Consider the following 20,458-nt stretch of genomic DNA (forward strand, 5'->3'; position numbering starts at 1 on the left):
GGCCAGCCCCCCCCCCCCCACCCCCCCCCCCCCCCCCCCCCCCCCCCCCCCCCCCCCCCCCCCCCCCCCCCCCCCCCCCCCCCCCCCCCCCCCCCCCCCCCCCCCCCCCCCCCCCCCCCGAGGTGCTCAGTTCGAGGTCAGCGACCCGAACGGCCCCGGCCGCGGCCGGCGCCCGACGGCGCCTGGCCGGCGCGGGCGGCGAGCTCGGCCCGCGTCCGGGCCGGACCGGCGGACCGGGTCTGGCCGCCTCGCCCGGAGCCGCCGGACGACGAGCCCGCGGACGCGCCACCCCCGCCGCCACCGCGCCGACGACGACCGCCGCCGGTGCCCTGCGGCTGCGGCTCGGGAGCCGGGGCCGGCTCGACGTAGGGCGCGGCCGGCCCGGTCAGCGCCGTGATCTCCCGGGCACCCGGCTTGATCGCCGTGACCTCCGGGGTGATGCCGGCCTGGCGGGCCAGGGTGCGGACTTCACCGGCCTGGTCGGGGGTGGCGATGGTGACCACCGTGCCGCCGGCGCCGGCGCGGGCGGTGCGGCCCGAGCGGTGCAGGTAGGCCTTGTGCTCGGCCGGGGGGTCGACGTGCACGACGATCGAAACGTCGTCGACGTGGATGCCGCGGGCGGCGATGTCCGTGGCGCACAGCACCCGGATCTCCCCGGTGCTGAACGCCTCGAGGTTCCGCTCGCGGGCGTTCTGGCTCAGGTTGCCCTGCAGGTCGACGGCGGGCACCCCGGCGGCGGTGAGCTGCTTGGCCAGCTTCTTCGCCTGGTGCTTGGTGCGGGTGAACAGCACGCTGCGGCCCTCGCCGGAGGCGAGCTCCTTCACGATCTGGTTCTTGTCCAGCGGATCGACCCGGAAGACGTGGTGGGTCATGGTCGAGACGGGGGCGACCGCCGGGTCGACCGAGTGGGTGGTCGGGTTGGTCAGGTAGCGCTTGACCAGCACGTCGACCCCGTTGTCCAGGGTGGCGGAGAACAGCAGCCGCTGGCCGACCTTCGGCGTCCGGTCCAGCAGGCGCTTGACGCCGGGCAGGAAGCCCAGGTCGGCCATGTGGTCGGCCTCGTCGAGGATGGTGACCTCGACCGCGCCGAGGTCGGCGTGGCCCTGACCGATCAGGTCCTCCAGCCGGCCGGGGCAGGCGATGAGCACGTCGATGCCCCCGGCCAGCGCCTGCACCTGGGGGTTCTGGCCGACGCCGCCGAAGACCACGGTGGTCTTCAGGCCCAGCGCGCGGGCCAGCGGCTCGACGGTCGCGTTGACCTGGTTGGCGAGCTCCCGGGTCGGCACCAGGATCAGCGCGCGCGGACGCTTGGGCTGGCGCTTGCTGGTCGAGGCGGCGAGCCGCGCGACCAGCGGGAGGGAGAAGGCCAGCGTCTTGCCCGAGCCGGTGCGGCCGCGGCCGAGCACGTCCCGGCCGGCCAGCGAGTCGGGCAGCGTGGCGACCTGGATCGGGAAGGGTGAGGTCAGCCCGCTGGCGGTGAGCACCTCGACCAGCGGCGCGGGGACGCCGAGGTCGGCCCAGGAGGCATCGGTGGGGAGCACGGTGGCGTCGGCCCCGACCGGGAGGACGGGGGCGACGGGCGCCGGGGCGACCGGGGCCGACTGCTGCTCGGCCGGGCGGGGACCGGCGCCGCGGCCGCGGCCACCGCGACGGCGGCGGTTGCCGCCGTCGCTCTCCGGGCGGGACGGGGCGGCGGGGGCGGCCGGCGCGGTGGGGGCGCTGCGGAAGGCGGGGGTGGCGGCCGTCCCGGTGGGGGCGGTGCCCGTGGGTGCGGTGGCGGGGCGGGTGGCGCGACGGCGCGGGCGCTCGTCGTGGGCAGGGCTGGAGGTCATCGAGTTCCTCAACACTCAGGTGGCCACCGTTCGTCCACCCGGTGCGGGGCACCACGGGGGAGCCGCGTCGCATCGACGGGACCGGACGTCTGGTCGCCGGCGCGCCTCGGTGGCGCAGCCTCGCGCCGACGTCGAGTCCACTCGCTCTCGGATGAGCGGGGGCGGCGCCGGTGCCCCCCACTCTGCCAGACCCGGCGCCTCCCCGGGTGTGGCCCGGGGAGGCGCTGGTCACATCGAGGGGCGTCAGGCCGGCTCGGTGGAGGTCTCGCTGTTCCGGGCGGGGGAGCTCAGCACGGAGATGCCGCCCTTGGACTCGAAGACCGCCAGGTGCACCTCGCTGACGTCGGCGATGCCCTGCTGGCGCAGCGCGCTGTCCAGGTCGGCCCGCAGCAGACCTGCCTGGCGCAGCACCTTCTGGTCGACCTCGCCGTCGCGGACCAGCACCCGGACCTGCGGGTCGATCGCCTGGTGCACCCAGGGGAGGAAGCGCATCCGGCTGACCGCGGTGTGCACCACGGCCAGGGTGAGCAGCGCCACGGCGCCGGTCAGCCACGGCGTCTCCGACGAGGTGGCCGTGCGGCCGACGATGGCGCCGACCGCCACCGCCACCACGAAGTCGTAGGGCGTCATCTGACCGACGGTGCGGCGCTCGCTGAACCGCAGCACGGCGAGGGCGGTCAGGAAGAGCAGGGCGGCCTTGAGGGCCGCCCAGCCGGCGGACGCGGGTGAGCCGATGAGGACGTCGGAGAAGCTCATGTCCTCCCCATGCCCAGAGTCGTCCCGGTCAGCCCATCGTCTTCTGGCCGTCGACCGACTCGCGCAGGACGTCCGCGTGCCCGGCGTGCTGTGCCGTCTCGGCGATGACGTGCAGGAAGGTGCGCCGCACCGAGCGGACCGCGCCGGGCTCGAACCAGGGTGCCTCCGGCAGCGGCCAGGTGGTGTCCAGGTCGAGCGTGGCCACGAGCCCGTCGGTCCGCCGGGCGACGTCCGCGTAGTCGGCCAGCACGTCCGCCAGCGTCTCGCCCGGGGCGAGCCGCCACTCCGCGGTCCACTCCTCGGCGTCCCCGGCCGCGCTGCCGAAGGCGTCCGGGCCGTGCTCGGCGAACGCGGTCCACGCGGCCTCGGTGTGCGCGACGTGCTTGACCAGGCCGGCCAGGGTCAGCTCGCTCACCGTCGGCCGGCCGGTGGCCTGCTCGTCGGTGAGACCGCGCACGGTGAACCGGAGGAAGCCGCGGTGGACCTGCAGCGTCTGCAGCAGATCGGCGCGTTCGGCGGTGAGGGCCGGGGTGCTGGTGGTGGGGGTGCTGGTCATGGCCGGTGCCTTCCGTCGTCGGGGTGCTGGCACCATGCTCGCGACCCAAGCGGTCAGTTCCTGTCACTTGAGTGCGGCAGGCTCCGCGACGTGGCCGCCACCAGCACCCGGACCCTGCGCCTGCTGTCGCTGCTCCAGTCGCGCCGGCACTGGTCCGGTGCCGACCTCGCCGAGCGGCTCGGCGTCTCGGTCCGCACGCTGCGCCGCGACGTCGACCGGCTGCGCGAGATCGGCTACCCGGTCGACGCCTCCCGCGGGGCCGACGGCGGGTACGCGCTCGCCCCCGGTGCGGCCCTGCCGCCGCTGGTGCTGGACGACGACGAGGCGGTGGCCCTCGCGGTCGGGCTGTCCGCGGCGGCGGCCACGACCGTGACCGGGGTGGGGGAGTCCTCGTTGCGTGCCCTGGCCAAGCTGGTGCAGGTCATGCCGGCCCGGCTGCGCCGCCGGGTGGACGCCGTCCGGGCGATGACCGAGGCCGCCGCCTGGGAGGCGCCGGGCGCGGCCGATGACGTGGACCCCGCGGTGCTGACCACGGTGGCGCTCGCGTGCCGGGACGCCGAGCGCATCGCGTTCGGCTACACGGCCGCCGACGGGCAGCGCAGCGACCGTACCGCCGAGCCCCTCCGGCTGGTCTCCCTCGGCCGGCGCTGGTACCTGGCCGCCTGGGACCTCGACCGCGCCGACTGGCGGGTGTTCCGGCTCGACCGGCTGACCGCGCCCCGCGGCACCGGCGCGCGGTTCGCCGCACGCCGGCTGCCGGCCGCCGACGCCGCCACCTTCGTGCGCGAGCGGGTCGGCGGGCTGGCCTGGTCGCACCGGGTCGAGGCGCGGGTGCAGGCGCCGGCCGAGGACGTGCGCCGCCGGATCGGCCGCTGGGTGACCGCGGAGGACGACGGCCCGGACGCCTGCCGGGTGCGGATGGACGTCGACGACCTCGGCTGGGCGGCGACGGCGCTGGGCCTGGCCGGGGCGCCGTTCACCGTCGTCTCCCCGCCGGAGCTGCGGGACACGCTGCGCGAGGTGGCCGCCCGCTTCACCGCCGCGGCGGCGGCCACCTGACCGCTTTCGGCGCGGAAAGCGAGGAGGTGGGCTCAGCGGCGCCGGCCGGGCGGCCGGAGCTCATGAAGTCCACCGGGAGCGGGGCCCGCTCGCGGGTGACCGCCTTGGCCCGGGTGAACTCCCGCAGCCCGTCCGCGCCGTGGACCCGGCCGAAGCCGCTCTCCCCGACGCCGCCGAAGGGCTGGGCCGGCACCGAGGCGGCGACGGCGGCGGCGTCGTGGACCGGGAAGACGCCCACCACCGCGCCGGTGGCCGGGGCGAGCGACTCGAACGTCTCCCCGTCGCCGGGTCGGGCGAGCGTTCCGGCCGGCGCGCCCGGCGTGCGGTCCGGCTCACCGTCGAGTGGCATGGGCCACACACTGGTGACGCCAGACCCCGGCGGGCCGGGGCGGCGGGCGCCCCGCGCCACCTCGCCCGGGGCGCCGCAATCGTTGGGCGCGAGCGTTGACGTCCGCCACGAAAGTGAATAACGTCCGAACCGGCGCGAGGGGGCTCGACGCGCACCTCCCGCCGTTGGCCGACCGCAACGAGAGGACTCCCATGCAGCTGCACGGCAAGGTCGCCGTCGTCACCGGAGCGGGCCGCGGGCTCGGTCAGGCCTACGCCCGGGCGCTCGCCGCCGCGGGGGCGGCGGTGGTGGTCAACGACCTCGACGCCGAGCTCGCCGAGCAGACCGCCGAGGGCATCCGCTCCGCCGGTGGCCAGGCGGTCGCCGAGCACTCGGCCATCGGCTCGACCGAGGCCGCCGACGCGATCGTGGCGACCGCGGTCCGCGAGTTCGGCCGGCTCGACGTGATGGTCACCAACGCCGGCGTGCTGCGCGACCGCTCGCTGCTGAAGATGGAGGACGCCGACTTCGACGTCGTCGTCGAGACCCACCTGCGCGGCACCTTCACCTGTGCCCGGGCAGCGGCGCGGCAGTTCAAGGAGCAGGGCGGCAACGGCCGGCTCATCCTCATCGGCTCCCCGGCCGGGCAGCGCGCCAGCTTCGGGCAGACCGGCTACACCGCCTCCAAGGCCGGCATCGTCGGCCTGGTGCGCACCTGGGCCGCCGAGCTCGAGCGCAGCGGCTCCACCGTCAACGCCGTCATCCCGGTCGCGCTGACCCGGATGGTCGCCACCATCCCGGGGATGGCGGAGCTGGTCGAGAAGGCCGACAAGGGCGAGCCGATCCCCGCCGACGTCCGCGCCTCCGGCCTCGGCACCGCCGACGACGTCGCCCCGCTGGTGGTCTTCCTCGCCTCCGACGAGGCCGCCGGCGTCACCGGCCAGGCCATCGGCGTCGGCGGTGACCGGATCGCGATCTGGTCCCACCCCACGGAGGTCGCCGTCGAGAGCCGCCCGGGTGGCTGGAGCGCCGACGCGATCGCCGAGGCGTTCCCGACCGCCTTCCAGCCGCACCTGCAGCCGTTCAAGCCCGACACCGTCCCTGGCGCGCCGGAAGGGAAGTGACCGCATGACCGGCAACGTCGCCGGCAGCACGCCCCCCATGGACGTCGATGCGCTGGTCGCCATCGACGTGCACACCCACGTGCACCGTTCCGCCCGCGGCGCGGCGCACACCGCGGAGGGGGAGGAGGGCATCGAGGCGCTGGGGGAGTACTTCGGCCACGGCGGCATGCGCACCTACACGGTGCCCGAGCTCGCGGCCGAGTACCGCGAGCGCTCGATGGCCGCCGTCGTCTTCGGGGTCGACGACTGGTCCCGGACCGGGGACGACCCGGTGCCGGCCAACGAGGAGGTCGCCGAGCTCGCTGCCGAGCACGCCGACGTCCTGATCCCCTTCGCCAGCATCGACCCGGCCCGGGGCGCGGCCGGGGTGCGCCAGGCGCGCCGGCTCATCGAGCAGCACGGCGTGCGCGGCTTCAAGTTCCACCCCCAGGCGCAGGGGTTCTTCCCGAACGACCGCATCGCCTACCCGCTGTACGAGGTGATCGCCGAGGCAGGTCTGGTGGCGCTGTTCCACACCGGGCAGACCGGGGTGGGCGCGGGCACCCGCGGCGGTGGCGGGATCCGGCTGAAGTACGCCAACCCGATGGACGTCGACGACGTCGCCGTCGACTTCCCCGACCTGGACATCATCCTGGCCCACCCGTCCTTCCCCTGGCAGGACGAGGCGCTGGCCGTGGCCACCCACAAGCCACGGGTGCACATCGACCTCTCCGGCTGGTCGCCGAAGTACTTCCCGCCCCAGCTGGTGCAGTACGCCAACTCGCTGCTGCAGGACAAGGTGCTGTTCGGCTCGGACTTCCCGGTGATCACCCCCGAGCGGTGGATGAAGGACTTCGACGGCCTCTCGATCAAGGAGACGGTGCGCCCGAAGATCCTCAAGGAGAACGCCGCCCGGCTGTTCGGGCTCCGCCCGGGTGGAGCGCAGTCGTGAACGAGAGCTTCGCGACGATCCTGGAGACCGTCGGCGACGTCCGCCCCGACCGGCTGGCGGTCAGCCACGGCGAGCGCACCCGCACCTGGGCCGAGCTGGAGGAGCGCGCCGCCCGGCTCGCCGGTCACCTCGCCGCGCAGGGCGTGGGTCCGGAGTCGCGGGTGGCGATCGCGCTCTACAACGGCATCGAGTACATCGAGAGCGTCTACGCGGTGCTCAAGCTGCGCGCGGTGCCGCTGAACGTGAACTACCGCTACCGACGCGAGGAGATCGTCGGCCTGCTGGACGACGCGCAGGCCGAGGCGGTGGTGTTCGACGCCGCCCTGACCGAGCGCATGGCCGAGGCCCGACCGGACCTGCCCCGGCTGCGCGCGCTGGTCCAGGTGGGCGGCGACGAGGTGCCGGACCGGGCCGCCGACTACGACACGGCGCTGGCCGCGGCCGAGCCGGCGCCGCGGCAGGAACGCGGCAACGACCACTGGCTGATGTACACCGGCGGCACCACCGGGCGCCCCAAGGGCGTCCTCTCCCGCCACTCGGGGCTGTACAACACCGTCTGCGCCAACGGGTTCCTGCTGCTGGGCGAGCCGTTCCCGCAGAGCCTGGACGAGCTGCGGGCCACCCTCGAGCGGCTCGGGCTCGACCGCGACGCGATGGTCTGCCTGCCCGCGCCGCCGCTGATGCACGCCACCGGCATGTACACCACCTTCGGTGCCCTGCTCGCCGGTGGCCGGGTGGTCTACCTGGCCTCGCGGTCCTACGACCCCGACGAGCTGGCCGCCACCGTCGAGCGCGAGCGGGTGGACACCGTCTCCATCGTCGGCGACGTGTTCGCCCGGCCGCTGGCCGAGGCGCTCGACCGGGCCGAGGCCGAGGGGCGCCCGTACGACCTGTCCAGCCTGCGCCGGATCATCAGCGTCGGCGTGACCTGGAGCGCCGACGTCAAGGAGCGGCTCCTGCACCACGCCGACATCGTGTGCCGCGACCTGGTCGCCTCCTCCGAGGGCGGCCCGTACGCGGTCATCGAGACCCGTCGGGGCGAGCCGACCGAGACCGCGCGCTTCCGGCTGGTCCCCGGCGCGCGGATCATCGACGAGCAGGGGCGCGACGTCGAACCCGGCTCCGGCCAGGTCGGCATGCTCGCCGCGCCCGTCGACGAGCACATCCGCTACCAGGGTGACGACGCCGCGACCGCGGCCACCTTCCGCGAGATCGGCGGGAAGCGCTGGGTGGTACCCGGCGACATGGCCAGCCTGGACGCCGACGGCACCGTGGTCTTCCACGGCCGCGGCAGCCGGGTGATCAACACCGGCGGGGAGAAGGTGTTCGCCGAGGAGGTCGAGCAGCTGCTGCTCACCCACCCGGCGGTCCGCGACGCGATGGTCGTGGGCGCACCCGACCAGCGCTGGGGCTCCCGGATCGTCGCCGTCGTCGCCCTGCACCCCGGCGCGGAGCTCACCGAGGCCGAGGCCCGCGCCTACGTCGGCGAGCGGCTGGCCGACCACAAGCGCCCGCGCGAGCTCGTCGTCGTCGACGAGTTGCGGCGCAGCCCGTCGGGCAAGGCAGACCTGCGGTGGGCCAGCTCCGTCGCCACCGGCACGGACACGCCCACCCCCTGATCCACCCCGACCCGAGGAGAGACCCATGAGCAACCCCATCACCGTCGACGGCATCGAGGGCGTCAAGAGCCTGGCCGGCAAGGACCTGGGCACCAGCGACTGGGTGGAGATCACCCAGGAGATGGTCAACACCTTCGCCGACGCCACCGGCGACCACCAGTGGATCCACGTCGACCCGGAGCGGGCGAAGAAGGAGAGCCCGTTCGGCGGGCCCATCGCGCACGGCTACCTGACCCTGTCGCTCACCCCGCAGTTCCTGCCCCAGCTGATGAACATCACCGGCTTCTCGATGGGCGTCAACTACGGCACCGAGAAGGTCCGTTTCCCCTCCCCGGTGCCGGTGGGCAGCAAGCTCCGCGCTCGCGCCGTCGTCGACCAGGTCACCGACGTCCCGGGTGGCGTGCAGATGCAGACCACGCTGACCTTCGAGGTCGAGGGCGGCACCAAGCCGGCCTGCGTCGCGACGATCGTCGTCCGGCAGTACGTGTGATCGTCGGGCCGCGCCGGTCACCGGCGCGGCCCCGACCCCTGCTTCCCCCGCCCCCGGGAGCCTCGCCTCGTCTGGGGGCGTCCGCAGACCGCCGGTGAACCGGACGCCCGCGACGTGTCGGGCCGGCCGCGCCCTGCGGTTGCCCCGCCGAGCTCTCCCGGCCGGGACCGCCGGCGTCAGTGCAGCAGGCCGCCGCCGTCGCACACGATGGTCTGCCCGGTGATCATCCGGGCGTCGGGGCCGGCCAGGAACGAGACCAGGCCGGCGAGGTCGTCGGGCTGCACCCGGCGGCGGATCGCCTGCTGGGCCATGGTCCGGTCGAAGTCGTCCTCGGAGTTGTACTGCTCGGTGCCGGGGGTGGCGACCTGCCCGGGCATGACCGCGTTGACGGTGACGCCGTGCTCGCCCAGCTCCCGGGCGAGCACCCGGGTCATGCCGAGCACCGCGCCCTTGCTGGCGACGTAGGCCAGCTGGCCCGGCCCGCCGGTGAAGAAGGTGCGGGAGGCGACGTTGACCACGCAGCCGCGGTCGCTGACGACCAACCACGGGTGCGCGGCCTGGGTGGCCAGCGCGTACCCGACCGCGTTGACGGTCAGGAAGCGCAGCAGCTCCTCCTTGGAGCTCTCGGTGTAGGGACGCCGCGGCGAGATCAGGCCGGCGTTGTTGACCAGCACGTCGATGCCGCCGTGCTGCCCGGTGATCGCGGTCATCGCCGCCTCGAGCTGGTCGGGCTCGGTGACGTCGCACTCGGTCCAGGCGGCGGTGAGGTCGGGGTCGTCCGGCGCCACCACGTCGAGCACCGCCACCGCGTGCCCGTCGGCCCGGAGGCGGGTCGCGATCGCCGCGCCCAGCCCGCGGGCGCCGCCGGTCACCACCGCCGTCGTCGTCGCTGTTCCCATGCCTCGGACGTTACCGGGGGCGGCGTGCTGGCGAACGTGGCCAGCCCGGTCAGCGGAAGGCCGGATTGGGCAGTTGACCTGGGGATTCGCCTGGCGGAGCGGCGCAACTCCCGATAGGATTCGTACACACGTTCGAACACGTCGGGAGGTCGCCGTGAGCGAGTTGCAGTCCGCTCTCGACGCGCTCGCAGCCGACGACCTGCACGCGTTCGGTGACGGTGAGCTGCTCGACCGGGTCGGCGAGCTGGTGCGGCTGCAGAACCGGGCGGCGGCGGAGCTGGCTCGCACGGTGCGGGCCTGCGAGCTCGCGCAGGCCGCGGAGCGTGACGGCCTGGCGTCGATGCGGTCGTGGCTGATCGGGCACCAGCGACTGTCCGCCGGCGAGGCCGGCCGGGTGGTGCGGGCCGGGCGGGCGCTGGAGCACTTCCCGGCGATGGCCGAGGGGTTCACGGACGGGTCGATCACCGGCGCGCAGGTCGACGTCGTGGCGAGCGCGGTGGGCGAGCCGGAGCGGGCGCAGGCCGCGGAGCAGGGGATCGACCTGGGCGCGTTCGACGACGCCTGGGCGCACGTGGCGCAGGACTCGCCCCATGCCTCGCTCGCGGTCGCGGTGCGGGCGTTCGAGGAAGCTCTGGATCCCGACGGTGCCGAGCCGGACCCCACCGAGGGGAGGCGGCTGTCGATCGCCAAGCACGCCGATGGTTCGGTGACCGGGCGATTCGACCTGGACGCCGTGGGTGGGGAGAAGGTGCAGGCGGCGCTGGAATCGATCGTGCAGGCCGACCGCCCGAAGGGTGATGAGCGGACCCGAGCGCAGCAGCAGGCGGATGCCCTCGTCCAGCTCTGCGACAACCAGCTCGCGGCGGGCTCGTTGCCGACGCTGCGCACCGTCAAGCCGCATGTGGTCGTCGGTGTGGACCTCGACGACCTGGCTGCCCCGGCGACTAGTGCGGGCGCCGCGCAGATGGGCTTCGGGGCGAGGATCTCCGCCGCCCGGGCCCGGTACCTGGCCTGCGACGGCAGCATCTCCCGGATCGTCATGGGCCCCGACGGGGTCCCGCTGGACCTGGGCCGTGACCACCGGGTCGTGACACCGGGGCTGCGGCGGGCGGTCGAGCGGCGGGACAAGCACTGCGTGTTCGCCGGCTGCGGTGCGCCCACCTGGTGGTGCGACGTCCACCACCTGATCCACTGGCTCCACGGCGGCGAGACGTCACTGACCAACTCCGCGCTGCTGTGCGAGCGCCACCACACGAAGGTCCACCACGGCTTCCGGGTGCAACGACAACCCGACGGGCGATGGCGCACCTGGCGCCCCGACGGCACCGAGATCCTCATCGGACCGCTCCTCGAGTAGCGGAGGACCTGCGCCCGAACTCCTGTCACCGTGGCGTTGACCCTGTTCCCGGGCATGGTCGTCTCACGGGCGCGCGGCGGACAGCTCCGGCGGCGTTCGCCTAACGACGTGTCCCCTGGGTGGGATGCTCGGCCGCGTGCCCGAGCCTGCTGAGCTGCGGCGGCGGGTCCTCGCCGCCTGGACCGACTCCCCGGCTCGCTTCCGGGAGGACGCCAACGCCGAGGAGGACCTGGTTCGCGGCGGCTACCGGGACCGCCTGCTGGTCGAGCTCGCGCAGAACGCCGCCGACGCCGCGGCCCGAGCCGGCGCCCCCGGCCGGCTGCGGCTGACCCTCAGCAGCAACACCGCGGGCAACACGCTCATCGCGGCCAACACCGGCGCCCCGCTGGACGACGCCGGTGTCCAGGCGCTGGCCACCCTCCGCGCCTCCGCCAAGCGCGACGGCGCGGGCGTGGGCCGGTTCGGTGTCGGCTTCGCCGCGGTGCTCGCGGTCAGCGACGAGCCCGCTGTCCTCTCGACCGACCGGTCAGTGCGGTTCAGCGCCGCCGCGACCCGGGAGGCGGTCGCCGCCGTTCCCGAGCTCGCCGCCGAGCTGGACCGCCGCGCCGGCGCCGTCCCGGTGCTCCGACTGCCGTTCGACGTGACGGGCGTGGTGCCCGACGGCTTCGCCACCGCCGTCGTCCTGCCGCTGCGCCCCGGCGCAGCCCACGCCGTCCGCGCCGCGCTGCGCGACCTCGACGCGACCCTGCTGCTCGGCCTCTCCGCGCTCGCCGAGATCGAGGTGGTGCTGGACGGCGTCGTCCGCACGCTCGGCCGATCCGGCGACGGCGACCGGGTCGTGCTCAGCGACGACGGGGTCCGCGCCACCTGGGCCGTGGTCTCGCGCACCGGCGAGCTGCCCGCCGAGCTCTTCGCCGACCGCCCGGTGGAGGAGCGCGACCGCCGCGGTTACACCGTCACCTGTGCCGTGCCGCTGGACGACGACGGCGCCCCGGCCCCGCTGGCCGGCCGCCAGGTGCTGCACGCGCCGACCCCCAGCGACGAGCCGCTGTCGCTGCCCGCCCGGTTGACCGCGCCGTTCCCGCTCGACCCCGACCGCCGGCACGTCGCCCCCGGCCCGCTCACCGACGCCCTGGTCGCGGTGCTCGCCGACGCCTACACCGACCTGATCACCGAGCTCCTGCCTGACCCGGTGCTGCTGCAGCTGGTGCCCAAGGCAACGCTCGCCGCCACCGAGCTGGACGCCGCGCTCTGCCGGGCGGTGCTCGACCGGCTCACCCACACCGCGTGGCTGCCGGCCGCTGACCCCGAGGAGCCCCCGCTGCGGACCGGCCGGGCGGTCGCCCTCGACGACGGGACGCCGGAGCGGGTCGCGGCGCTGACCGGCGTGCTGCCCGGCCTGCTGCCGGCCGGCTGGTCGCGGCGCGCCGACGGGCCGGTGCTCGCCGCGCTGGGCGTCCGCCGCGCCGGGCTGGCCGAGGTGGTCGAGGCCGTCCGCGGCGTGCAGCGGCCGGGGGAGTGGTGGGCCGCGCTCTACACCGCGCTGGCCGATGCCGACCGGGGCGAGCTGGCCGCGCTGCCGGTCCCGCTCGCCGACGGCCGCACCGCGCAGTCACCGGCCGGGGTGCTGCTGCCCGATCCTGCGCTGCCCACCGCGCGGCTCGCGCCGCTGGGGCTGCGCATCGCCGACCCCGCCGCGACCACCGGCCGGGCGGCGCAGGTGCTGGAACGGCTCGGCGCCCGGCCGGCCACCGCGGCCGCCGTCCTCGCCGACCCGGCGGTCGCTGCCGCGGTGCAGGCGTCGCTGGACCGCGTCGACGACGGGGAGGACGTCGAGCCGCTGGCCGAGGCGGTGCTCACCCTGGTGGCCGCCGCCGGCCCGGACCCGCACCCGGAGCTGGCCGAGCTCGCGCTGCCCGACGACGACGGCGGCTGGGCGCCGGCCGGGGAGCTGGTGCTGCCCGGCTCGCCGCTGGCCGGCGTCCTCGAACGCGGTGCGCTGGGCACCCTGGACCGGGGGTTCGCCCGCCGGCACGACCGGGCGGCGCTGGTCGCCGTCGGCGTGCTCGACGGGTTCGCCACCGTCCGCGCCGAGCACCCCGACGACCTCGACGTCGACCGCGCCGAGGAGTGGGCCGACGCGGTGCTCGACCGGCTGCCCGCCGACGCCCCGCCGCCGGACTGGCCGCCGCTGACCGCCGTCCGGGACCTGGAGCTGGTGCGTGACTGGCCCCGTGCGCTGCCGCTGCTGGCCGCGCTCCCGGCCGACGCCCGGGCCGACGTCCAGCTGGGCGGCGCCGTCGTTCCCGGCTACCTGCGCTGGTGGCTGCGGACGTCGCCGGTGCTCGACGGCCAGCGACCCGACCGGCTGCGGCACCCCGCGAGCGCAGAGTTGCAGGGACTGTACGAACCTGCGCCCGAGCTGCCCGCCGACGTGCTGGCGCTGCTCGGCCCCCCGGCCACCGTGGCCGCCCTGCTGGCCGACACCGACGACGCGCTGGACCTGCTCGACCGGCTCGGCGACCCCCGGCGCACCGTCGTCCCGGCGGTGCTGCGCACGGTGTACGCGCAGCTCGCAGCCGCGCTGGACGGCATGGACGTCGACCCGCCGGACCGGGCCCGGGTGGGGCCGCGACAGGTCAGCGAGGATGCCGTCGTCCTCGATGCCCCGTGGTTACAGCCACTGGTCGAACGTGACCTCGTGCCCGCGGGCGGAGCGCCCGAGGCCGTCGCCGACCTGCTCGACCTGCCGCTGGCCTCGGAGCTGGCCGGGCGGGCGCGGGTGACCAGTCGCCCGGTCCGCACGCTCCCGTGGCACGACGTCCCCGGCGCCGGGCTGGCCGCCGCCCGGCTCGGGGTGGCCGAGCTGAGCGGGCAGGTGGCGGTGCACGCCGAGGTCGCCGTCACCGGCGGGCGCACCGTGCCCTGGTGGCCCGGTGAACCCGACGCGGTCGACGGCACCCCGGCGGCGTTCGGCCGGGCGCTGGCCTGGCGCGCCGGGGCGTGGCCGCTGCGCGCGGCGCTGACCGAGGCGTTCGCGCACCCCGACCGGGCCGCCGAGCTGGCGGTCGAGGACGCCATCGAGGGATGACATCCTCGACCGGCCGCTAGAACCAGCGCGGTGCGGCCTGGGCGCCGGGCGCGTGCCCGTGCCGGCTGTCCGCCCGGCCGGATGATGCGGCGGGGCGGCCGCCACCGCGCGGCGCCCGCTCGTGCGCCAGCCAGGCCGCGTGCAGGGACAGCCAGTGCGCGGCGGTGAGCGCGGAGGCCCGCGCGGTCGGGGACAGCCCCTCGGCGTGCAGCCAGCGGACGCCGGCGGTGCCGGGCAGCTGGCTGCGCAGAGCCGCGCCCAGGGCGGGCTGCCGGCCGTTGCCGGGAGACGCGAGAACGGCGTGCACCAGGCGGTCGAAGCCGGCGTGCGCGTCCTCGGGCAGCTGGGCACGCGCCTCGGCGGCGGCGCCTGCGGGGGCAGGGGTGGGTCGTGACATGGAGGCCTCCGGGAGGGAGCAGAGGGCAGCCCGCGACATCCGGCGGGCAGGCCGGGGAACGGGGGGAGTGCGGTGCGGCCGGTCGGGAGTGACCGGCGGCCGACGGGGCTGCACGGCAGCGCCCGCGGGCGGATCAGCTCAGGCGGAGGTCCGCAGCCGCAGGAAGGAGGTGCCCATGTCGAGGACGGTAGGGGGCGCGTCCCCGTGCGTCGAACGACTTTCCGACGGGTGGTCCGGGGTCAGCGCTCGGCGCGCTGCCGGGCCTTCTCGGCCTGCCGCGCCTTGTGCGCCTCGTAGCGCTGCCGGTCCCGCTCGCGCGCGGGTGCGTTCGCCTCCCACTTGGCCTTGCGGCGCACGGCGCGGGCCTGCTCGCGGGCCTCGAAGTCGGGGTGCTGGTTCCAGGTGCTGGCCAGCTGGACCATCACCACCCCGATGGCGCCGAAGATGAGCACCACGGCACCGAGGAGCGGGTCGGTGAGGAACGCCAGCACGGTGAGCACCAGCCACACGACCCCGGCGACGACGGTGCGCTTCGACATGCCGCCAGTATCCCCCGCCGCGGGGGCGGTGTGGGCGGGCGCCGGGGGGCACGGGCATGCTGAGGGCATGCCCGACCTCTCCGGCCCGCCGTTCCGCGCCGACCACGTCGGCAGCCTGCTCCGCCCGCCGTCGCTGCTCGAGGCCCGCGCCCGGCACGCCGCCGGGGAGATCGACGCCGCCGAGCTGCGCGGCATCGAGGACGCCGCCATCGCCGACGCCGTCCGGTTGCAGGCCGACGTCGGCCTGGCCACCGCCACCGACGGCGAGTTCCGCCGCACGACGTGGCACATGGACTTCATCTACGCGATCGACGGCATCAGCAAGGTCGAGGGCTCCGGGGCCAAGGTCCACTTCCGCAACGCCGACGGGAGCATCGACTGGGCGCCCGCCGGGCTGCGGGTCGACGGGCCGCTGCGGATCGACGAGCCGATCTTCGGTGCCGACCTCGCGTTCCTGCAGTCGCAGGTGCAGCCCGGCCAGACGGCGAAGCTGACCATCCCGTCGCCGTCGATGGTCCACTACCGGGGCGGGGCGGCGGCGATCGACCCGGCCGTCTACCCCGACGAGGACGCCTTCTGGGACGCGTTGTCGGCCGCCTACCGCCAGCAGGTGCAGGGCGTCGCCGCGCAGGGGTGCACCTACCTGCAGCTCGACGACACCAGCCTCGCCTACCTCAACGACCCGGCGCAGCGGGCGCAGCTGGCCGACCAGGGGCGGGACGCCGAGCACCAGCACGAGCGCTACATCCGGCAGATGAACTCCGCCCTGGCCGACCGGCCCGCGGGCCTGACGGTCACCACCCACCTGTGCCGGGGCAACTTCCGCTCCTCCTGGGCGGCCGAGGGCGGCTACGACTTCGTCGCCGAGGCGCTGTTCGGCGGGCTGGACGTCGACGGCTTCTTCCTGGAGTACGACGACGACCGCTCCGGTGGGTTCGAGCCGCTGCGGTTCGTGCCGCCCGGCAAGCGCGTCGTCCTCGGTCTGGTCACCAGCAAGCGACCGGAACTGGAGCGCAAGGACGACCTCAAGCGGCGCATCGACGAGGCCGCCCGGTTCGTGCCGCTGGAGCAGCTGGCGCTCTCGCCCCAGTGCGGGTTCTCCTCCACCGTGGAGGGGAACGCGCTCACCCGGGACGACCAGATCGCCAAGCTGGCGCTGGTGGTGGAGACCGCCCAGGAGGTCTGGGGCTGAGTCGTCGAGGACGGTCGGGCGCCCGGCGGTCCCGGCGTGGCGAGGTCCGCCACGCCGAAGGCCTCTTGTGCGCAGCCGATCGGCTCCCTAGCGTCAAGGGCACGCGGTTCAACCACCAGCCGTGACCGGGCCCCACTGGGGTCCGGCCGCAAGGCCGGCAGCGTCGCCGGCCGTGCTCGGGCCCCGCCGGAGGCGATCATGACCGCACTGCCCGTCGACATCGACCCGACCCGGATCGACGTCACCGTGAACCTCGCCGCCCTCCCCACCGCCGCCGGGTGCACCGTCACCGTGAGCGGTGAGGTGGACTCCACGACCGCCCCCGGTCTGCGCGGCGCCCTCCTCGAGGTGCTCGCCCGACCGGGCCTGGACGTCGTCGAGCTCGACCTGTCCGGGATCACCTTCCTCGACTCCGCCGGCCTGTCCGTGCTGGCGACCGCGCACCGCACCGCGCTGGCCGCCGGGCGCACGCTGCGGATGCGGTGCGGCACCGCCCGCGCCGTCGTCCGGCCGCTGCAGATCACCGGCCTCTGGGACGTCTTCGACGTCGTCGACGCGCGCTGACGCGGCGTTCCGCGCTCCTCGTGCGCTCCCCTCGCGTCGCACCGCGGGGGAAGCGCACGACGAGCGTGGAACGGCCGCCTGCGTGACCGACCTGCGTCAGGTCGAGGGGTCGCGGTCGGGGTAGCGGGCCCGGGCCAGCGCGTACACCCCGAACGCGGCGAACCCCACGGCGACGGCGGTGAGCAGCCACCGCCCGGTCGGCACGGCACCGATGGCGCGCATGGCGCCGTCCAGCCCGGTCGCCGTCGCCACGTCCCGCACCACGGCCGCGTGGACCAGCAGCCCGCCGGACAGGCCGAAGGCGATGCCCTTGGCCACGTAGCCGACCTGCCCGATCCGCTCGATCAGCGGTTCCCACCGGTCGGGGGCCGTGTGCAGGTCGATGTCCCGCATGAAACCGCCGGTCACCCCGCGCACCAGCACGTAGACGCCGACCGCCGCGACACCGACGCCCACCGCGCCCACCAGCGTCGAGCCACCGGGGATGCGCAGCGCGTCCCCGGTCAGCTCCTGGAACCGCTCGTCGGCCTGGTACCCGGCGCCGGCGGCGAACAGCAGCGCCGTCACCCCCAGGACGGCGTAGACGGCCGCCTTCGCCCCGCACTTGGCGCAGACCACGCAGACCCGCAGCCGGTGGCCGGGCCGCAGCACCCCCGCCCACCAGCGCAGCACCTCCCCGCCCTGCCACACGGCGAGCGCCAGCAACCCGAGCCCGATCACCCACAGCAGCGCGAGCCCGCCGGGGGAGCCGGCCACCGCCTGCAGGGCACCGGTCTGGTCGGCGTCCTGGGTCTGCGGCTGCAGGACCCAGGCGATCCGGGCCGCCAGCCAGCCGATGAGCAGGTGCAGCACGCCGTAGGCGACCAGCCCGACCCGGGCCAGGTGCTCCAGCGCCGGGTGGTCGGTCACCTCACGGGCGCGGGTGACCACGTCGTGCACCCGCCGCAGGGCGCCGTCCGCCCCCGCGCTCACGTGCGCTGCGGGAAGCGGGCGCGGAAGAACGAGAAGACGCCGAACGCCGCGATGCCGACCGCGACCACGGTGAGCAGCAGCCGGCCGAACGGCGCGTCGAGCAGGGTCTGCAGGGCGCCGTCCAGGCCGCTGGCCTTCTCCGCGTCGAAGGTGAGCGCCGCCCAGCCCAGCAGCCCGCCCACCAGGGCCAGGGCGACCCCCTTGGCCGGGTAGCCGAACTGCCCGAGCCGTTCGATGACCCGCCGCTGGCCGGCCGGGGCCTGCGCGGTGTCGATCTCCTCCAGGAAGCGCTTCGTGAGGCCCTTGTGCACGTGGTGGACGCCGACGCCGATCACGACCAGGGCGGCGACGCCGACGAGCCAGCGGCCACCGGGCCACCCGAACACGCCGGCCACGGTCTGCTGCTCCTGCCCGGAGCTGGACTGCCCGCCGCCGGTGGCGAACCGGATGGCGGTGACGGCGAGGAATCCGTAGACGACGGCCTTCGCCACCGCCTTCCCGCTGCCGGCGACCGCCTTCTTCCGCGGCTCACCCGAGCTGCGCAGCCCGTCCCGGTGGCGCAGCAGCTCGGCCAGCTGCCAGACCGCCAGGGCGATCAGCCCGACCGCCAGCACCCACAGCAGGAGGCGGCCGAACGGCTGCTGGGCCAGCGTGGCCATCGCACCGGACTGGTCCGCCGAGCTCCCCCCTCCGCCCCAGGCCAGCTGCAGCGCCAGCCAGGCGATGAGCAGGTGGACCACGCCGTAGGCGATCAGCCCGACCCGGGCCAGGTGCTCGAGGGCGTCGCTGTTCCCCGCCTGCCGTGCGGAGGTGCCTGGCCCTGAGGTCGTCCCCACGTGTCACTCCCCGTCGTCCGGCCCCTGTGGCGGCGATCAGCGTGGCACAGCCGGGGAGGTGCCGCCCGCGGACGATCACCGGACCGGGTGGGGGACACTGGGCCGGTGACGAACGCCGTGACCGCCGGCCGCCTGCCCGGCACCGCCCCGACCACCCCTGCGCAGGCCCGGCGGACGTGGCCCCGGACGGCCGCTCTCGGCGCCGCGCTGATCGTCCTGGCGGTCCTCGCGCTCACCTGGTCGTGGGGGCCGCAGCTGCTGCTCGGCGCCGCCGGGGTGGTCGCGGTGGTGCGCGGAGCGGCCCTGCTGCGGAGTGCCCGGGCCGGAGAGGTGGCGCGTGCCGGCGCCGTCGGTGGCGCGGTCGCCGTCTGGCTCGGCGTCGTCGCGGTCCTCGTCGCCCTGGTGTCCGCGACGGCCACCGGCTGGGTCCTCGTCGCCGGTGTCGTGCTGGTCCCGGCCGCGCTCGCCGTCGCGGCCACCGGCCGGGCGGCCGCGCTCGCGGTGGGTGGCGCGCTGGTGACCGGTGCGGTCGTCGTCGGCGTCACCGGCGGGGCCGACTCCCTGTTGGCCACCGGCCGGGTCGCGGCGGCCGCGCTGGTCTGCGTGCTGGGGTCGGCCGACCTGGTCGCCGCCGCCGGGCTGGTGCGGCTGGCCCGGCGCCCGGAGCCGGCCGCCCCGGCCGGGTGCTCCGGGTGCGCGTGCAGCTCCGGTGGGTGCGGCGCCGCCGCGCTGCGCTGACCCCGCGGCGTCCCCCGGCTCGCTCCGAGTCGTTCCGTCCGCGCAACCTCCCCGTCACCCGACCGGCCTAGCGTCGGTCCTGGCGACGACGCCGGTGGTCCCGGCGTCTGCCGGGCACGACGAGGCCGGCTCCCCGGCCGGGGAGGATGCGAGTCCGATGCGCACGATCGAGCGGGCCGTCTGGGTCTGCGAGAACTGCAACCGCTCGAACAGCTCGAGCCGCAAGCGCTGCACCGACTGCGGCACCACCCGGCACTGAGCCGGGGCGGCAGCCCGGTCGGTCCGCCGGATCAGCCCCCCAGCAGCTCCGCGACCAGCCCGCGCAGGTGCGCCGCGCCCGCGGCGTCGTCCACCAGCGCCGGGTCGGTGCGCACCGGGTACGGGGTCGCGGGCAGCGGTCCGGCCGGCCGGACGTCGACGTGGGTGACCCGGTGGCCGAGCGCGTGCAGCTGATCGGCCATCCGGTAGTCGCTGCGCGAGTCGCCCACCGTGTGCCACTCCCGGGGCAACGGACCGTCGGCGGCCAGCAGCGTCAGGGCCCGCCGGGCGCCGAGGTCCTTGCCGACGTCGGCGGACTCGACGTCCGTGGCGATCACCGAGGGGTCGACCCGCCACGGGACGGCGCCGGCGGCGTCCGGGCGCACCTGGTCCCGGTAGCCCACGCCCAGCCCGCGGTCGGCGAGGGCGGCGACGAGCTCGGCGTCGAAGGCCGTCTGGGCCCGGGTGTAGTCCGCGGCCGGCACGTCGGTGCGCGCCTCGACGCTGGCCATCGAGCGCTTGGTGTCGTCGAGGAACATCGTGTCGCGGTACCGGGGGAGCAGTTCGCCCACCACCTCGTGCACGAGCGGGGGCACCGCGAGCGCCTCGTCGACGTGCACCGGGCCCATGCCGTCCGGGCCGATCGAGGTCCACACCGCGCCCTTCTCGCACACCGCGTGCAGCTGCGCGCCGCGCGGTAGCCCACCTGCCAGCAGGGGTGGCACGACCTGCGCGCGCAGGAACGCGTCGGAGCGGCCGGTGTTGAACACCACCGGCACAGCGGCGGCCAGCAGGGCGCGGAGGTCCGCCACCAGACCGGGGGCGGCCACCGTGCGGGTGGCCGGGCTGGCGATCGGCCCGTCGACGTCCAGCAGCAGGCCCAGCGGGGGAGCGGTGGTGGTCACCGGGCCATCCTGCTC

Annotated in this window: 20 protein-coding genes; 10 read left to right on the forward strand and 10 right to left on the reverse strand. The window is 75.9% G+C overall.

Translation table 11 applies throughout. The features are described 5' to 3' along the window. Window positions 1-137 precede the first annotated feature (137 nt). The 3 genes from ACI783_RS05750 to ACI783_RS05760 all read right to left on the reverse strand — a co-directional run bounded on the left by ACI783_RS05750 (window position 138) and on the right by ACI783_RS05760 (window position 3,144). Window positions 138-1,832, reverse strand: a complete 1,695-nt coding sequence (locus ACI783_RS05750; protein ID WP_457139551.1) for a DEAD/DEAH box helicase — start codon at window positions 1,830-1,832, stop codon at window positions 138-140. Between the two features lie 243 nt (window positions 1,833-2,075). Continuing rightward, a complete protein-coding gene (locus ACI783_RS05755) occupies window positions 2,076-2,588 on the reverse strand; it encodes a DUF421 domain-containing protein (protein WP_457081719.1) in 513 nt (170 codons plus the stop codon). Window positions 2,589-2,616: 28 nt separating this feature from the next. Beyond that, window positions 2,617-3,144 (reverse strand): DinB family protein, encoded by a 528-nt coding sequence (locus ACI783_RS05760; RefSeq protein WP_457139552.1) that lies wholly within the window; start codon window positions 3,142-3,144, stop codon window positions 2,617-2,619. A gap of 90 nt (window positions 3,145-3,234) precedes the next feature. Here ACI783_RS05760 and ACI783_RS05765 point away from each other — a divergent pair, with 90 nt between their 5' ends. Then, a complete protein-coding gene (locus ACI783_RS05765) occupies window positions 3,235-4,203 on the forward strand; it encodes a helix-turn-helix transcriptional regulator (RefSeq protein ID WP_457139553.1) in 969 nt (322 codons plus the stop codon). On the opposite strand, the gene ACI783_RS05770 is transcribed toward ACI783_RS05765, so the two are convergent. Then, complete coding sequence (locus ACI783_RS05770; RefSeq protein ID WP_457139554.1) at window positions 4,178-4,552, reverse strand: hypothetical protein; 375 nt, start codon at window positions 4,550-4,552, stop codon at window positions 4,178-4,180. The genes ACI783_RS05765 and ACI783_RS05770 overlap by 26 nt on opposite strands. A 191-nt stretch (window positions 4,553-4,743) precedes the next feature. Between ACI783_RS05770 and ACI783_RS05775 the strand changes: the two genes are divergently transcribed. Genes ACI783_RS05775 through ACI783_RS05790 form a run of 4 tightly spaced genes read left to right on the forward strand, consistent with a single transcriptional unit; the run spans window position 4,744 to window position 8,695 of the window. Next, window positions 4,744-5,655 carry an SDR family NAD(P)-dependent oxidoreductase gene (locus tag ACI783_RS05775; protein WP_457139555.1) on the forward strand — a complete coding sequence of 304 codons (912 nt, stop codon included), beginning with the start codon at window positions 4,744-4,746 and terminating at the stop codon, window positions 5,653-5,655. 4 nt (window positions 5,656-5,659) lie between these two features. Then, on the forward strand, window positions 5,660-6,586 hold the full coding sequence (locus ACI783_RS05780; RefSeq protein WP_457139556.1) for an amidohydrolase family protein: 927 nt from the start codon (window positions 5,660-5,662) through the stop codon (window positions 6,584-6,586). Beyond that, window positions 6,583-8,205, forward strand: a complete 1,623-nt coding sequence (locus tag ACI783_RS05785; protein ID WP_457139557.1) for an AMP-binding protein — start codon at window positions 6,583-6,585, stop codon at window positions 8,203-8,205. Before ACI783_RS05780 ends, ACI783_RS05785 begins: the two co-directional genes overlap by 4 nt. Window positions 8,206-8,230: 25 nt before the next feature. Continuing rightward, window positions 8,231-8,695 carry a MaoC family dehydratase gene (locus ACI783_RS05790; RefSeq protein WP_457139558.1) on the forward strand — a complete coding sequence of 155 codons (465 nt, stop codon included), beginning with the start codon at window positions 8,231-8,233 and terminating at the stop codon, window positions 8,693-8,695. Window positions 8,696-8,871: 176 nt separating this feature from the next. Here the strand turns inward: ACI783_RS05790 and ACI783_RS05795 are convergent, their stop codons facing one another. Next, a complete protein-coding gene (locus ACI783_RS05795; RefSeq protein WP_457139559.1) occupies window positions 8,872-9,594 on the reverse strand; it encodes an SDR family NAD(P)-dependent oxidoreductase in 723 nt (240 codons plus the stop codon). 154 nt (window positions 9,595-9,748) lie between these two features. Here ACI783_RS05795 and ACI783_RS05800 point away from each other — a divergent pair, with 154 nt between their 5' ends. Together ACI783_RS05800 and ACI783_RS05805 are read left to right on the forward strand one after the other, a co-directional pair. Beyond that, window positions 9,749-10,951: a DUF222 domain-containing protein gene (locus tag ACI783_RS05800; protein WP_457139560.1), complete on the forward strand. Its 1,203-nt coding sequence runs from the start codon at window positions 9,749-9,751 to the stop codon at window positions 10,949-10,951. A gap of 136 nt (window positions 10,952-11,087) precedes the next feature. Continuing rightward, the gene (locus ACI783_RS05805; RefSeq protein WP_457139561.1) at window positions 11,088-14,042 is read left to right on the forward strand and encodes a sacsin N-terminal ATP-binding-like domain-containing protein; all 2,955 of its coding nucleotides are present in this window, start codon (window positions 11,088-11,090) and stop codon (window positions 14,040-14,042) included. 16 nt (window positions 14,043-14,058) lie between these two features. Here the strand turns inward: ACI783_RS05805 and ACI783_RS05810 are convergent, their stop codons facing one another. Both ACI783_RS05810 and ACI783_RS05815 read right to left on the reverse strand, forming a co-directional pair. After that, window positions 14,059-14,439: a hypothetical protein gene (locus ACI783_RS05810; protein ID WP_457139562.1), complete on the reverse strand. Its 381-nt coding sequence runs from the start codon at window positions 14,437-14,439 to the stop codon at window positions 14,059-14,061. Window positions 14,440-14,678: 239 nt separating this feature from the next. Beyond that, on the reverse strand, window positions 14,679-14,978 hold the full coding sequence (locus ACI783_RS05815; protein WP_457139563.1) for a hypothetical protein: 300 nt from the start codon (window positions 14,976-14,978) through the stop codon (window positions 14,679-14,681). A gap of 67 nt (window positions 14,979-15,045) precedes the next feature. Between ACI783_RS05815 and ACI783_RS05820 the strand changes: the two genes are divergently transcribed. Further along, window positions 15,046-16,170, forward strand: a complete 1,125-nt coding sequence (locus ACI783_RS05820; protein WP_457081747.1) for a 5-methyltetrahydropteroyltriglutamate--homocysteine S-methyltransferase — start codon at window positions 15,046-15,048, stop codon at window positions 16,168-16,170. A gap of 198 nt (window positions 16,171-16,368) precedes the next feature. Next, window positions 16,369-16,734, forward strand: a complete 366-nt coding sequence (locus tag ACI783_RS05825) for an STAS domain-containing protein (protein ID WP_457139564.1) — start codon at window positions 16,369-16,371, stop codon at window positions 16,732-16,734. Between the two features lie 96 nt (window positions 16,735-16,830). Here ACI783_RS05825 and ACI783_RS05830 read toward each other — a convergent pair whose 3' ends face one another. Next, a complete protein-coding gene (locus tag ACI783_RS05830; protein WP_457139565.1) occupies window positions 16,831-17,706 on the reverse strand; it encodes a DUF1206 domain-containing protein in 876 nt (291 codons plus the stop codon). Further along, entirely contained in the window at window positions 17,703-18,542 is an 840-nt protein-coding gene (locus ACI783_RS05835; RefSeq protein ID WP_457139566.1) for a DUF1206 domain-containing protein, read from the reverse strand. The genes ACI783_RS05830 and ACI783_RS05835 overlap by 4 nt, the downstream gene beginning before the upstream one ends. Before the next feature lie 105 nt (window positions 18,543-18,647). Between ACI783_RS05835 and ACI783_RS05840 the strand changes: the two genes are divergently transcribed. After that, on the forward strand, window positions 18,648-19,280 hold the full coding sequence (locus tag ACI783_RS05840) for a hypothetical protein (RefSeq protein ID WP_457139567.1): 633 nt from the start codon (window positions 18,648-18,650) through the stop codon (window positions 19,278-19,280). A 290-nt stretch (window positions 19,281-19,570) separates the two neighbouring features. Here the strand turns inward: ACI783_RS05840 and ACI783_RS05845 are convergent, their stop codons facing one another. Next, window positions 19,571-20,443: a hypothetical protein gene (locus ACI783_RS05845; RefSeq protein ID WP_457139568.1), complete on the reverse strand. Its 873-nt coding sequence runs from the start codon at window positions 20,441-20,443 to the stop codon at window positions 19,571-19,573. Window positions 20,444-20,458 lie beyond the last annotated feature (15 nt).

It is taken from the genome of Modestobacter sp. SYSU DS0511, from assembly GCF_054050755.1.

Coding starts and splice junctions, on each gene's coding strand:
- ACI783_RS05750 (WP_457139551.1), bottom strand. CDS start 1,832: ATGACCTCCAGCCCTGCCCACGACGAGCGCCCGCGCCGTCGCGCCACC.
- ACI783_RS05755 (WP_457081719.1), bottom strand. CDS start 2,588: ATGAGCTTCTCCGACGTCCTCATCGGCTCACCCGCGTCCGCCGGCTGG.
- ACI783_RS05760 (WP_457139552.1), bottom strand. CDS start 3,144: ATGACCAGCACCCCCACCACCAGCACCCCGGCCCTCACCGCCGAACGC.
- ACI783_RS05770 (WP_457139554.1), bottom strand. CDS start 4,552: ATGCCACTCGACGGTGAGCCGGACCGCACGCCGGGCGCGCCGGCCGGA.
- ACI783_RS05775 (WP_457139555.1), top strand. CDS start 4,744: ATGCAGCTGCACGGCAAGGTCGCCGTCGTCACCGGAGCGGGCCGCGGG.
- ACI783_RS05780 (WP_457139556.1), top strand. CDS start 5,660: ATGACCGGCAACGTCGCCGGCAGCACGCCCCCCATGGACGTCGATGCG.
- ACI783_RS05790 (WP_457139558.1), top strand. CDS start 8,231: ATGAGCAACCCCATCACCGTCGACGGCATCGAGGGCGTCAAGAGCCTG.
- ACI783_RS05795 (WP_457139559.1), bottom strand. CDS start 9,594: ATGGGAACAGCGACGACGACGGCGGTGGTGACCGGCGGCGCCCGCGGG.
- ACI783_RS05810 (WP_457139562.1), bottom strand. CDS start 14,439: ATGTCACGACCCACCCCTGCCCCCGCAGGCGCCGCCGCCGAGGCGCGT.
- ACI783_RS05815 (WP_457139563.1), bottom strand. CDS start 14,978: ATGTCGAAGCGCACCGTCGTCGCCGGGGTCGTGTGGCTGGTGCTCACC.
- ACI783_RS05820 (WP_457081747.1), top strand. CDS start 15,046: ATGCCCGACCTCTCCGGCCCGCCGTTCCGCGCCGACCACGTCGGCAGC.
- ACI783_RS05825 (WP_457139564.1), top strand. CDS start 16,369: ATGACCGCACTGCCCGTCGACATCGACCCGACCCGGATCGACGTCACC.